The following is a 12,799-nucleotide window of genomic DNA, read 5'->3' as shown; positions in this document are numbered from 1 at the left end:
AAGGGTTCCTTCAAGTCAGAGCGTCCTGGCGTAAAACGCGGTCAGTTGGTCCATGGCGATGTCCACATAAGCCGGCACCCAATAGGTTTCGATATGAGTAGCACCGGCGATGGTGAACAGTTTTTTGTCCTGGGTTCCGCTCGCCTTGGCAAAGGCTTGCTGCGACATATACAGGCTGTCGGCGTTGCTGCCGGCGATCATCAACAAGGGTTTGTCGATCAGCTCGATCTGGTCCGTGGCATCGAAGCTCATCAGGTCCAAGAGGCTGCTTTGGGTGTAGCGAAAGGTCGAATTGGGGTGGGCGTGAGTCTTGCCGTAGTACTCGAAACCCTGGCGATACAGATCAAACGGCAGCTTGGCGATCTGTTCATCGGTCAGTTTGGCGTCGCCGACGTAGAGAATTTCTTCACCGGCCGCTTCTTGGGCGCGGGCCGCCGATGCCTGCTGCAAACGCGCCTGAACGGTAGACAGCTGCGAGTCCTGGTAGCCGTTGCGGCGAACCAGCCCAGAGTTGAACATGCTCAAGGTCGCGATCGACTGGAAGCGCTTATCGGTTCGCGCTGCCGCCAGTGAATAACCGCCGCCGCCGCAGATGCCGAGCAGGCCCAGGCGTGTGTTGTCGGCCCCTGGATAACCGGCGATGAAGTCCGCCATCCCATGGATATCTTCGATGCGATGCGCAGGCTTGTCGACGTTGCGAGGCTCACCGCCACTGGCCCCTTGATAGGCCGCGTCGGCGGTGATCGTAATGTAGCCCTGGTCGGCCAAGCGCTGGGCATAGAGACCTGCGACCTGCTCCTTCACGCCACCGTTGGGGTGCGCGACGATTACGACCGGATACTTCTTCGCTGCGTCATAATTGGCTGGCGTGTAGACGTTGGCGGCGATATCCAGGCCGTTGAGCTTGTAACTCACCGGATGGATGTTGACCTTGCCCGGTTCGTTCTCCGTCAACGCGCCACCGTAGGTCAAGGTGAAGGGGTTGTGCTTGTAGTCCGCCGCTCCGGCACCGGACATCCCGATCATGGCGGCCATGAAGGTGGCCTTCAATGTGGTTCGCATCGATGAATACTCCTGACAATAGGTGTGAGGACGGCGCGGAGGAGGTTCAATCGAGGTTTTTTTCAGCCAGGAATGTCGAAACCAGGTCCGCGATCTCGAGGTTGTTCAAGTCCGAAAACGGAAAATGGCTATTGCCCTTGATACCGATCTCCGGCAAATGGACCAGCCTGACGTCACCCCCATGGCGGTTCACGGTGTCGCGCCACACGCGCGCCATTTCAAGGCGCGCACGCCAGCTGTCCTGGGCCGGCAAGCGCACAGGTTGGTCGGGGATGTTGTCACCGTAGAAAATGATGATGGGGAGGCGGGTCAGCGCCTTGAACTGCTCCTGCGAAACGGCCTGACCCGAGAGCGTGTCGAAGGCGCTGGGAATCGGCGCAGGCACTTCCCCCTCTGGAAACACGAAGCCGCTGCCCGGCTCGAATGCCACGATGGCCCGCACGTTCGGGCTTTTGATCGCTGCCAACCAGCCGGGCCCGCCGCCCTGGGAATGGGTGAACAAAATGGCCGGCCCGGTTTTCCCCAACAGCGCGGCAACGCTGTTGGATACGACATCAGCGTCATAGGCCCCGGTGTTGGGGGTCATGGAACGAAAAAACTGCTCCTGCGCCGCCTGCCCGCGTGGGAACTGACTGCCCTCGAAGACCTTGGGCCAAAGGCCGATGCGAAACTGGTTGAACCACAGTTGCTCATCCGGCACAGGCTTGATCGTCGCTTCAACCAGACTGCGTCCCGCATCGCCACGGCGCGGTTGGTCGATCAGGTAGGTAGAGAATCCGCGACGCAGGAAAATATTCTGAAAGCCTTCACGACCATCGGCCGTCGTTTCCCAGGACTTCGCCGACTGCCCGGCGCCATGAAGCATGAGAATCGGCAGTGGACGGCTATCGACCGGAACCTGATAGAACGCATACAGGTGGTCACCATGTAGGGTTTGACCATCGGCCTGGGCTGGACGGTAGGGATCAAAAATACCTGGCTGGGAGATCTGCCCGCCGCCGGCCGTCAGGCTTCCCTGTTCCTTGATGACCAGGGGTGGACGTTCCGCGCCATTGACCAGCGTCGTGGTGCACAACGCCAAATAAAGGATGCCCGCCTTCGCGACGACGGGCAGTCTTGGAGGGATCAAACGCTTAGTCATGGGCTTCCCTATCGATTGAATCGCAGAGAAGCAAATTACCCTTGCCGCATTAATCGATAAACCATGCCAGTTACATAGCACTCATATCGCAATCGCATAAATACAACTGGACAACGCGACTTACCTTTTCTCAACCAATCGCAGTGACTGTGCACCCTCCAGTGATAGGTGGATCACAGCAGCCTTGCTCGGGAAGTTCGGCGCGTCGTCATCAGTGTTCTCCATCACAGGAATGTCGATCAGGGTCTGCTCACCCGTCGGGTCGCTGACCAGCTTTGCATCCAGTTTGTCGATGGCACGCCAGCTGTCGCCCCCGATGCGCATCACGTCCAACAGGCTGTAGTGCGGCACGCCTTCTTCGTTCTCTTCGGGCGTAAAGGCCGCCAGGTATTGGCTGTAGTTGTTGCCCATACCGAAACCCTCGATGGTGAAGACCGCGAGGGTGACCTGGCTGTCCTCGCCAGTGTCCAGCGTCTGCACCAGCGTTGCTTCCGGGTAGCCGGTGGCATAGCTGTCCTTGATGAGCGCCACCAAGTGCCCGATCTGAGCCTCCAGGGCTTTCGGAACGGGTTTCGATTCAGCGGCGTGAGTCAGGGTGCAGGTGAAAAACAAAGCAGCGGTCAGCAGGCGCAATTTCATGAAAGTGAATGTCCAGGGGCGTCGGGAGGTCTGCGCGCAATGGTAGCGGTTGGCAAGGGATTTGGTAGCCCAGTGTCGATAGGTTTTGTGGTGGGGTGCACAACCTTGCTCGCCAAAGCGGTGGATCAGTACGCATTGAGATTGGATGCACTGCCGCCATCGCGAGCAAGCTCGCTCCCACAGTGGGTTTGTGGTGCTGCACGGGACTTGAAACCTATGCAGGACCCTTGTGGGAGCGGGCTTGCTCGCGATAGCGGAATGTCAGGCGACATTGATGTTGAATGGGCTGGCCTCATCGCGAGCAAGCTCGCTCCCACAGTGGATTTGCGGTGCTGCACAGTATTTGAAACCTATGCAGGCCCCTTGTGGGAGCGAGCTTGCTCGCGAGAGCGGAATGTCAGGCGACATGGATGTTGAATGGGCTGGCCTCATCGCGAGCAGGCTCGCTCCCACAGTGGATTTGCGGTGCTGCACGGGACTTGAAACCTATGCAGGCCCCTTGTGGGAGCGGGCTTGCTCGCGATAGCGGAATGTCAGGCGACATGGATGTTGAATGGGCTGGCCTCATCGCGAGCAAGCTCGCTCCCACAGTGGATTTGCGGTGCTGCACGGTACTTGAAACCTATGCAGGACCCTTGTGGGAGCGGGCTTGCTCGCGAAAGCGCTGGGTCAGTTCGCAACCGATGCTGGATGCTTCAAGTCATCGATGCACTGACGGCAGCCTGCGCAAATCCCCGCCGCAAGTCCTCGATCAACACCTCGACATCCTCCAACCCCACATGCAAGCGCACCACCGGGTTCAATGCCCGATCCTCGGCACGTTGCCGATCCTGGGTATCGGCAACGGTCACCAGGCTCTCGAATCCCCCCCAGGACGCGCCCAACCCAAACACCTGCAACGCGTCGATGAATCGCTCCAGGTAAGCGTCGTCGTGTTCGCGAAGTTCAAAGGACAGCAACCCATTGCTGCCGTTGAAATCCCGCTGCCACAACCCGTGGCCGGGATGCTCGGGCAGCGCGGGATGGAAGACCCGCTTCACCTGCGGTTGCGCCTGCAGCCAATGGGCGATTTCCAGGGCCTGGCGCTCATGGGTGTCCAGGCGTGGCACGAGGGTGCGCGCGCCACGCAGGACCAGGTAGGCGTCGTCGGGGCTGACGGTGTTGCCGAAGCTGTCGCTCATGGCCGCCAGTGCCGGCCAAGCCTCCTGACGCGTGCACACGCTGCCCATGACCACGTCGCTGTGGCCGCTCAGGTATTTGGTCAGGGCCATGATCGAGATGTCGGCGCCTAATGCCAGTGGCCGGTACAACACGCCCGCCCCCCAAGTATTGTCCACCGCCAGCAAGATGCCGCGCGGCTTGCAGAGTGCGGCGATGGCCGGCAAGTCGCAGAGCTCGTACAGCAAGGAACCGGGCACTTCGGTGTAGACCATTTTGGTGTTGGCCTGCAACCGTCCGGGCAGGTCGCTGCCGTCGGGGGCGAAGTAGTCGACCTCTATGCCGAAGGCCTCGAGGAAGTCCCGGGCCACACGCCGTACCGGAGCATACACCGCATCGGTGATCAGCACATGATCGCCAGGCCGCAGGTAGGCCAGGAAGGTTTGCGCCACGGCAGCCAACCCGGTGCCAAACAGCCGCGTGCGGTAGCCACCCTCCAATTCAGTGACGAGGTCTTCCAGGGCGAAGGCCGTCGGATTGCCCCGGGCGCCATAACTCAGGACACGCTCGCTGTCGCGCCGGGCACGGGCGTCACGCATCTGGGCCAGGTTGTCGAACAGCACCGTGCTCAGGCGGCTGACCGGTACGTTGACGGGCCTGGCACCGACGCCTTTTGCAGTGCGCGCGCCATGGACCAGACGGGTCCGCAACCGCTCAGCGACAGTGCTTTGAGGCTGTCCCTGCAATGGCTTGAGGCTGGCGATCTCCTCCTCGCTCATTTGCGCCAGCAGACCGATTTCCCACGCCAGGTATTGGCGCGCCGCATCCTTGTTGCCAGCGTGACGGTCGTGGGTGAAAAACAGGAAATCGATGCACTGTGCATCCGGCAATGTATCGGCGCCCTCTTGCAGCGCCAGGTCCGCCGAGCGCCAGGCATCCGGACCGCCGTCCAGCAAACGGACCTCCGCTTGAGGCAGCTCCAGTGCCGCCAGGGCGGCGAGTCGGGCGTCATCGGCCACCAGCACCAGCGGCCGCTGCTCACCCGCCAGCGCACGGGCCAATAACGGCCGGATCGACCAACGCGCCCCGGCGATATGACCTTTGCGATAGGCCCGGCTCGAACGCAGGTCGATCAAGACCACTGCGTCATCCTTCAGGGCGTCGGCCAAGGCCTGCACACTGATCAGCGGCAGCTTTTCAGGCGCGACGCCGGCTCGAGCCGGTAATGCCAGGCCACTGCTCAACCCACCGGACAACACAAAGGCCTCGTGCCCCAGCTGCCGCAACCAACTGGCAATAATCGGTGCGCGTACGCCGTCGTTGTCGAACAGCACCACCCGCGCCTGGCGCACGCCCACGTACAGATCGGTGGATTGAATCAACTGCCCGCCCGGCGTGTGTTGCGCACCCGACAACGTGCCAGCGGCAAACTCCTCGGCGGTGCGCACGTCGCAGAGGAACAGACTGCGCCCGACGTCCGCGGCCCACTGCTCGACCTGGGCAACCCCAACGACAGGCGCTCCGGCCCGCTCGGCCAGTTGTGTCGCCGCCAAGCGCTGCCCCGGCAACGTGCTGCTCGACACCTCATCGGCATAACGACGCTCGCTGCCGTGTTCCAGTTGAAGATCTTCCAGGTGCCAGCCTTGCGTACCGTTTTCCAGGGCATAGATCGGGTTTTTCAAACCCAGGTCGATCAACGTCTGGGCGCCAATGATGCTGCGGGTCCGGCCGGCGCAATTGACCACGATGGGGGTCTGCTCGTCCGGCACCAGGTCGTGCACGCGGTAGCCCAGTTCGCCATTGGGGCAGCAGATCGAACCGGGAATGGTCATCTTGCGATACTCCTCCAGCGGTCGGCCGTCGAGGATCACCAGCGGCTCACCCCGGGCCTGCCACTGCGCCAGTTGGCGGGCGCTGACGTGAGGCGTGTGACGGACCGCCTCCACCTGCTCGCCAAAGGCCTTGGACGGCACGTGCACACCAGCAAACAGCTGATAGCCGGCGGCCTGCCAGCCATCGGCGCCGCCCTCCAGGATGTGCACATTGACATAGCCCAACGCTTGCAGGCGTTGCGCCGCACGGGCCGCCAGATCCCCGCCATCCTGATCATGGAGCACCAACCGCACCTGGAGGTTCGGCGCCAGCCGCCGCACTTCCAACTCCAAACGGCTATAGGGCAGGTTCACCCCGAAAAACAGATGGGCTTCGCCATATTGGCCGTGCTCACGCACATCAAACAGGGCGATTTCCTGCCCGTCGAACAACCACCGCTGCAGTTGCTGGGGAGTTAGGGTCTGGCTCATGGGAGTCCCGCTGGAAAAATGGAGTGACTGGAACGCAAGGTTGGCGTCAGTGGGCATAGGCCTTGATCGACGGGGCCATTTGCGAGGCGTTGTAATTGAGGATGCGCCCATCGGCTTCGACGCCGTAACGGCCGTTGAGTGACTCCAGCGGCAAGCCATAGAGATGGAAATGCAGGGTCGGTTGCTCGCCTGCTACCCGAATGCCATGCAGGTCTTCCCCCAGGAACGCGATGGATGTACCGGGCTGCACGATCACCTCCTTTTCCAGGCGCAAGGTGGTGTATCCCGGTTCGCGACCCTCATCATCGCGTTGATAGACGTAGTTGATTTCCTGGCCTTCAATGGCGCTGATGATGGCCCAGGTCTCGTGGTTGTGGGGGATGGTGCTTTTGCCCGGTAGCAGCGAGTTCAGGTACAGCGTCGGAGTGTCGCCGTCGTCATTGAGGCGATAGCGAAACGCGGTGCTGCCCTGCCCCGGCTCCGGTGCCGGAAAGGCCTCGAAGTTGAACAGGTCGCGGCGCTCGGCCAGGGCTTCCAGCAGCACGACAATCTGCTTGAGCGCGGCTCGGTCGACGCCTCGCTGGTGAATGACGCGCACTTCCTTGAGGAAGTCCTCGATGATATCGGCACGGTCAGGGGTGGTCATGGCAGGCTCCTTTAGACAGACAGGCTGTAGCTACTCAGGTTGGTCAACAGGTAAGGATCATCGGCGATGGGCGGCCGCCGCCCCGGGTCACCCAAGGCATGGCGCAGAAACTCCCGGGTGCGCTCGCTGGTGGGGTGCTGGAAAATCCGCGCGGCGCTACCGTGCTCGACGATCACGCCGTTCTCGGTGAAATAGACGACATCGCTGATCTCCTCGGCGAAACGCATTTCGTGGGTCACCAGCACACAGGTCATGCCCTCTTCGGTCAGCTCGCGAATCACCGTCAACACCTCGCCGACGGTTTCCGGATCCAGGGCCGAGGTCACTTCATCGAACAGGATCAGCTCCGGCCGCATCGCCAGGGCGCGGGCAATCGCCACCCGTTGTTGCTGGCCGCCCGAGAGTTGTCCCGGATAGGCATCGGCCTTGTGCTCCATGCGCACCTTGGCGAGCAAGGCGCGGGCATCTTTCTCGGCGTCGGCCCGATTGCGGCCCAGGACCTTGCGCGGCGCAATCACCAGGTTCTCCAGCACCGACAGATGCGGGAACAGGTTGTACTGCTGGAATACGAACCCCACGCGCTTGCGCAACTCGATGCGCTGGGCTTCCTGGGCCAGGGTGTGGACCTCGGTGGCACCGACACGGATGCTGCCCCGCTGGGGTTGCAACAGGCCGGTGATGCAACGCAGGATCGTCGACTTGCCCGAGCCGGACGGGCCGATGATCGACACCGCTTCGCCACGGCGCACGTCCAGGTCAATGCCCTTGAGCACCGGGTTGCTGCCGAACGACAAGTGCAAGTCGCGCAGGCTGACCAGGGGTTCGGCGACGGTTTCAGTAGAAGGCATAACGTCGCTCCAGGTATTGGGTAAGGCGGGAAATCGGGTAGCAATAAGCAAAGAACAGCACCAGCAGGCTCAGGTAGATCACCACGGTAAAGCCGGTCAGGTTCACGGTGTTGCTGGCGATCTGCGCGGTGTCGATCACGTCGTGCACACCCACCAGGGAAGCCAGTGCGGTGCCCATGGTGATCACCGCGTAGAGGTTCATCCACGGCGGCAACATGCGCTTGAAGCACTGCGGCAGGATGATCGAGCGGAAAATCTGCCCACGGGTGAACGCCAGGGAACGCGCCGCCTCCCATTGGGTGCTGGGAATCGAGGCGATGGCGCCACGGAAGATTTCCGCGACATTGGCGCTGGCGGGCAAAGCCAGGCCGAGGGTGACCTTGACCCAGTCGGGGAACGCGACATAGGCACTGCCGATACGAACCTCGAACGGGAACACATACGTAGTGAAGTAGATCAGCACCAGCCAGGGCGCATTGCGGAAAACCTGCACCCAGATCCGCGCCGGCCAGCGCAGCAAGCGCAGGGGCGACAGGACCATGGCGCCGACCAACAGCCCCGCCGCAGAACCCAGCCCAATGGCCAGCAGGCTGATGAGAATGTTCTGCCCAAACCCTGCGACCAGGGCCGGCGACCATTGCAACAAAGCCTTGAACACCGGACTGTGCGGGGCCACATACACCAGCCAGGACAACGTCGCCAACCCCAGCAGCACTTTGCCAAAATGTCGCCGCGGCCAGGCCGGTGGCGCGATGACGGACGAATCAATGGCCATAGCCGGGCATCCTCAGGCGCGCTTCGAGGTAGCGCCCCACGCAGTTGACGGTGAAACTCAGCAGGCCGAAAAAGCCCAGGATCAGGATCATCAGCTCCAGCACGTTATCGCTCTGGGTCCAGATCATGATGGCCGCATAGGTGATGTCGCCCACGGCGATGGCCGAAGCCACGGCGGTCATTTTCACCAGGTCGATCAGGTTGTTGATCAGCGACGGCAAGGCAAAACGCAGGGCCAGGGGCAGTTGCACGTTCCATAACAGCTGGCGGCTGTTGAAGGCCAGCGAACTGGCCGCCTCCAGGGTCACCGTGGGCACGGCCTCGATGCCGGCCCGCAGCGCCTCGGCATGGAACGCGCCCTTGTGCAGCGAGATCACGATCACCACCCAGGCGAAGGGGGTCAGCGGGTTGGCCGCACCAACGGCCTCGGTCAGCAGCATGTTCAGCACCAGGAAGGCGCAATACAGCTGCACCAGGGTCGGCGTGTTGCGCGTGACTTCGACAAACACCCGCGCAGGCCGTGCAAGCCAGGCCTTGCCCGAGGTCAACAGCGCCGCCAGGCCGACGCCCGCCAACAGGCTGCCGACGATGGTCAGCAGGCACAGCAATACCGTGGTCAACGCGCCCTGCTCCAGCGTGCCGCGCTGATAGGCATCGAGCAGAAAGTTGTAGTTGAGGCCGAGCCCGGCGCTCCAGTGGACGAATTGCTCCAGCCAATGGGTCATGGTTCGCCCCTCAATTGGCCGCAGGCGTGGGCAATACGGCGGCCCGCTTCGGCGACGGTTTCGGTCGCCGTGGCGATGGACAGGCGAAACCACGGCGACAAGCCATAGGCACTGCCCGCGACGCCAGCCACGCCCTCGTCCAGCAGGTACGCAACGACATCGGCATCGTGCTCCAGCCGGCGACCGTCCGGGCGATAGCGCCCCAACAACCCGGCGCAGCACACAAAGACGAAAAAACCACCGTGAGGCTCGAGGAGTTCAAGGCCCTCGACATTGCGCAAGGTGCTCACCAACACATCACGGCGCTGACGATAGGCCGCGACCTGTTCCGGCAAGAAATCCAGCCCGCCCTCGAACGCCGCCAAGGCCGCCGCCTGGCCGACCGAGGACGCCCCGGAGGTCGATTGCGATTGCACCACGGTCATGGCATCGGTCAGCGTTTGCGGCCCGGCACCGAAACCGATGCGCCAACCGGTCATGGCATAGGTTTTCGACACCCCGCCCACCAGCAGGCAGCGCGATTGCAAATCCGGCGCGACGTTGAGCAGGTTCTGCGACGGGCGCCCGTCGAAACGAATATGTTCGTAGAGCTCATCCAGCAGAATCAACACGTGGGCATGCCGGCGCAGCACCTGGGCCAAACCTTGCAGTTCTGCCTCGCTGTACACCGCGCCACTGGGGTTGCCGGGGCTATTGAGGATCAGCCAGCGCGTGCGCTCGCCGATGTGTTGCTCCAGTTGTCGAGGCGTGAGCTTGCAGCCTTGGTCCAGCCCACATTCGATGAACACCGGCTCACCGCCGTTGAAGCGCACGCTGTCCGGAAAGGACGGCCAGTATGGCGTCGGTACCAGCACTTCGTCGCCGTCATCGAGGGTCGCGGCGAAGGCATTGAAGATGATCTGTTTCGCTCCGTTGGCAATCACAATGGATGCCAGCGGATAGTCCAGCTGGTTTTCCGTGCGCAGCTTGCGTTGCACCGCCACTCGCAAGGCCTTCACACCCGGCGTCGGCGTGTACTTGGTGGCGCCGGCGGCAATGGCGGCATAGGCAGCCTGCTTGATGTGTGCCGGCGTATCGAAATCCGGCTCACCGGTGGTCAGGTCGAGAATGTCGCGACCGGCGTCACGCAGGGCCGTGGCCCGGGATTTGGCGGCGGCATTGGCGGACAGCGAGACACGCTGCACGCGCTTGGACAGGTAAAGCGTCATGGCTGGATTTGCTCCAGGACCTTGCCCGGATTGAGCAGATTGCGCGGATCCAGGGCCTGCTTGATCCGGTGCATCAGGTCCAGTTCCACGGTACTTTTGTAGCGCCCCAGCTCGTTCACCTTGCGCTGGCCGATCCCGTGTTCGGCACTGATCGAACCGCCATGGGCGTGGGCGCTGTCGTGGACCAGTCGGCTGAGGGCGGCGTAATGGGCCATGTGCGCGTCGACCGTGGAGTCCAGCGGATGGGCGACGTTGTAATGCAGGTTGCCGTCCCCCAAGTGACCGAAGGTGTAATGCCGCACGCCGGGAAACTGCTCCTGCAACAGCGCGTCGGTATGGGCAACGAACGCCACGACCTGGGAAATCGGCACCGAGATATCATGCTTCATGTTGCGACCGGCACGCTTTTGCGCATCGCTCATGTTTTCCCGCAGCTGCCAGAACGCCTGGCTCTGGACGAGGTTTTCGGCGATCAGCGCATCGGCCAGCAGCTGCTGCTCGAAGGCTTCACCCAGTACCTGCTCGAAAACTTCCCGTGCATGGGATTCACTGTGGTTATCGGACAGTTCCAACAGCGCGAACCAAGGCTGGCGAGCACTGGCGAAGGGACGCGGACCGTCGGGAAACTGCTCGCGCAATAGCGCAAGGCACTCGGCACTGAGCAACTCGAAGGCCGTCAGGCTGGCACCAAAGCCGGCGCGGGCATGGGACAACAAGGCCACTGCCTGCTCCAGGGAGTCGAACGCCAGAAGCGCGGTGGCCTGGGCCTTGGGCAGCGGAAACAGCTTCAGGGTCGCGGCGGTGATAATGCCGAGCGTGCCTTCGCTGCCGATAAACAGGTCCCGCAAATCGTAGCCGGTATTGTCCTTGCGCAAGCCGCGCAGGCCATCCCAGATTTCACCCCGGGCGGTCACGACTTCCAGGCCCAGGGTCAATTCACGGGTATTGCCGTAGCGCAGCACCGCGGTGCCGCCGGCATTGGTGCCCAGGTTGCCGCCGAGGGTGCAACTGCCTTCGGCACCGAGGCTCAAGGGGAACAAGCGACCGGCTTCGCGTGCAACGTCCTGGACAGTTTGCAGGATGCAGCCCGCCTCGACGGTCAGGGTGTCGTTGTCGGTGTCCACGGCGCGTACCCGATTCATTCGGTCGAGCAACAGCAACACGGCACGGCCGCTGGCGTCCGGGGTGGCGCCACCCATCAGTCCGGTGTTGCCACCCTGCACCACCACCGGTGTGTCAGTCGCGGCGCAAGCCCGGACCACCGCCGCGACCTCTTCGGTACTGGCCGGGTGTACTGCGGCAATCACCTGGCCGACGTAACGGCCCTGCTTGTCGGTCAGGTACGGCGCGGCGTCTTCGCTGCCCTGCACATGCTTGGCGCCGACCAGTGCCTGCAACGTCAAAAACAACGACTGGCTCATGGTTGCGCGGCCAGGGGGGCCGCCTGACTGTACTTGGCATGCAGATCACGCAGGGCCTGGGACGGCGCCATGCCGGTGCGCTCGCCTAGCTCGATCAGCCAGCCGCTGCGGTGCCAGTCGCGCACGATGGCATCGAGTTTAGCCTGGGTGTCGTGCTCGCCCTTGCGCAGCCAGATCACCGAATTCGATGGGATCAGATCCCCCGGCAGCGGGATTTCATAACCGGCCCATTCGGCTTCGCTCAACAGCGCATGCAGGGTCGGGCTCACATGGACCGCTGCCACGCAGCCATTGCCGCGCAACGACAGCAGCGACTCGGACTGGCTGCGAAAAGCCTTGATCTGTGCGCCGTAGGTTTCTTGCAGGGGCTTGATGAAGTTGCTGCCCTGGGACACGCATACCGGTTTGCCTTTGAGGTCGGCCCACTGGCGGATGCCGGAACCCTTGCGAATCAGCGCCGCCCCACCGACCTCCTCATAGGGCGTCGGCACGTAGTCGAGAATCTCGCCACGCTCTTCGGTGAACTGCATGTTGGCGATCAGGATGTCGACTTTGCCCTGTTGCAGGAATTGCACACGGTTTGGCGCCAGCACCGACACGGTCTGGGTCTCCACGCCCAGCGCCTTGCCGATGCCTTGGGCCAACTCGACGTTGTAGCCCAGGTGCTCGCCTGTCTTGGGGTCGATGGTGCCGAACGGCGCGCCACTGAGCATCACCCCGACGCTGATGGCATGCCGTTGCTCGATCCGGTCCAGCGTGGCATCGGCCTGGGCCAGGCTGGCCGCGCAGCCGACGGAGCACGCCAGGCACAGGCTGACCAGGGTTCGTGGGGCGAAAAATGAAATCATGGGCAATGACCTTGAACGTCGGTTGG

At 62.6% G+C, this 12,799-nt stretch carries 11 protein-coding genes; all 11 read right to left on the bottom strand.

What is annotated here, in order from left to right; all coding sequences use genetic code 11:
• Nucleotides 1-15 precede the first annotated feature (15 nt).
• The 11 genes from J4E53_RS00495 to J4E53_RS00445 all read right to left on the bottom strand — a co-directional run bounded on the left by J4E53_RS00495 (nt 16) and on the right by J4E53_RS00445 (nt 12,773).
• Nucleotides 16-1,062 carry an alpha/beta hydrolase gene (locus J4E53_RS00495; RefSeq protein WP_060741893.1) on the bottom strand — a complete coding sequence of 349 codons (1,047 nt, stop codon included), beginning with the start codon at nt 1,060-1,062 and terminating at the stop codon, nt 16-18.
• A 46-nt stretch (nt 1,063-1,108) separates the two neighbouring features.
• Nucleotides 1,109-2,203: an alpha/beta fold hydrolase gene (locus J4E53_RS00490; protein ID WP_103308521.1), complete on the bottom strand. Its 1,095-nt coding sequence runs from the start codon at nt 2,201-2,203 to the stop codon at nt 1,109-1,111.
• 120 nt (nt 2,204-2,323) lie between these two features.
• Nucleotides 2,324-2,842, bottom strand: a complete 519-nt coding sequence (locus tag J4E53_RS00485) for a hypothetical protein (protein ID WP_103308520.1) — start codon at nt 2,840-2,842, stop codon at nt 2,324-2,326.
• A 695-nt stretch (nt 2,843-3,537) separates the two neighbouring features.
• A complete protein-coding gene (gene metC, locus J4E53_RS00480; RefSeq protein ID WP_103308519.1) occupies nt 3,538-6,303 on the bottom strand; it encodes a cystathionine beta-lyase in 2,766 nt (921 codons plus the stop codon).
• A gap of 46 nt (nt 6,304-6,349) precedes the next feature.
• Nucleotides 6,350-6,949 carry a cysteine dioxygenase gene (locus J4E53_RS00475; protein ID WP_103308518.1) on the bottom strand — a complete coding sequence of 200 codons (600 nt, stop codon included), beginning with the start codon at nt 6,947-6,949 and terminating at the stop codon, nt 6,350-6,352.
• 11 nt (nt 6,950-6,960) lie between these two features.
• Nucleotides 6,961-7,797: an amino acid ABC transporter ATP-binding protein gene (locus J4E53_RS00470; RefSeq protein WP_103308517.1), complete on the bottom strand. Its 837-nt coding sequence runs from the start codon at nt 7,795-7,797 to the stop codon at nt 6,961-6,963.
• On the bottom strand, nt 7,784-8,572 hold the full coding sequence (locus J4E53_RS00465; RefSeq protein ID WP_103308516.1) for an amino acid ABC transporter permease: 789 nt from the start codon (nt 8,570-8,572) through the stop codon (nt 7,784-7,786). Before J4E53_RS00465 ends, J4E53_RS00470 begins: the two co-directional genes overlap by 14 nt.
• Nucleotides 8,562-9,296, bottom strand: coding sequence for an amino acid ABC transporter permease (locus tag J4E53_RS00460; RefSeq protein WP_060741886.1), 735 nt, complete (start codon nt 9,294-9,296; stop codon nt 8,562-8,564). Before J4E53_RS00460 ends, J4E53_RS00465 begins: the two co-directional genes overlap by 11 nt.
• A complete protein-coding gene (locus tag J4E53_RS00455) occupies nt 9,293-10,504 on the bottom strand; it encodes an aminotransferase class I/II-fold pyridoxal phosphate-dependent enzyme (protein ID WP_103308515.1) in 1,212 nt (403 codons plus the stop codon). Before J4E53_RS00455 ends, J4E53_RS00460 begins: the two co-directional genes overlap by 4 nt.
• The gene (locus J4E53_RS00450) at nt 10,501-11,925 is read right to left on the bottom strand and encodes an FAD-binding oxidoreductase (RefSeq protein ID WP_103308514.1); all 1,425 of its coding nucleotides are present in this window, start codon (nt 11,923-11,925) and stop codon (nt 10,501-10,503) included. The genes J4E53_RS00455 and J4E53_RS00450 overlap by 4 nt, the downstream gene beginning before the upstream one ends.
• Nucleotides 11,922-12,773, bottom strand: coding sequence for a transporter substrate-binding domain-containing protein (locus J4E53_RS00445; protein ID WP_103308513.1), 852 nt, complete (start codon nt 12,771-12,773; stop codon nt 11,922-11,924). Before J4E53_RS00445 ends, J4E53_RS00450 begins: the two co-directional genes overlap by 4 nt.
• Nucleotides 12,774-12,799 lie beyond the last annotated feature (26 nt).

Origin of the sequence: Pseudomonas sp. FW305-28 (assembly GCF_017351395.1) — a bacterium.
GTDB classification, from domain to species: Bacteria; Pseudomonadota; Gammaproteobacteria; order Pseudomonadales; family Pseudomonadaceae; genus Aquipseudomonas; species Aquipseudomonas fluorescens_AA.
The sequence above is the reverse complement of the archived record's forward strand: the minus strand, read 5'-3'. Positions and strand labels throughout refer to the sequence as shown.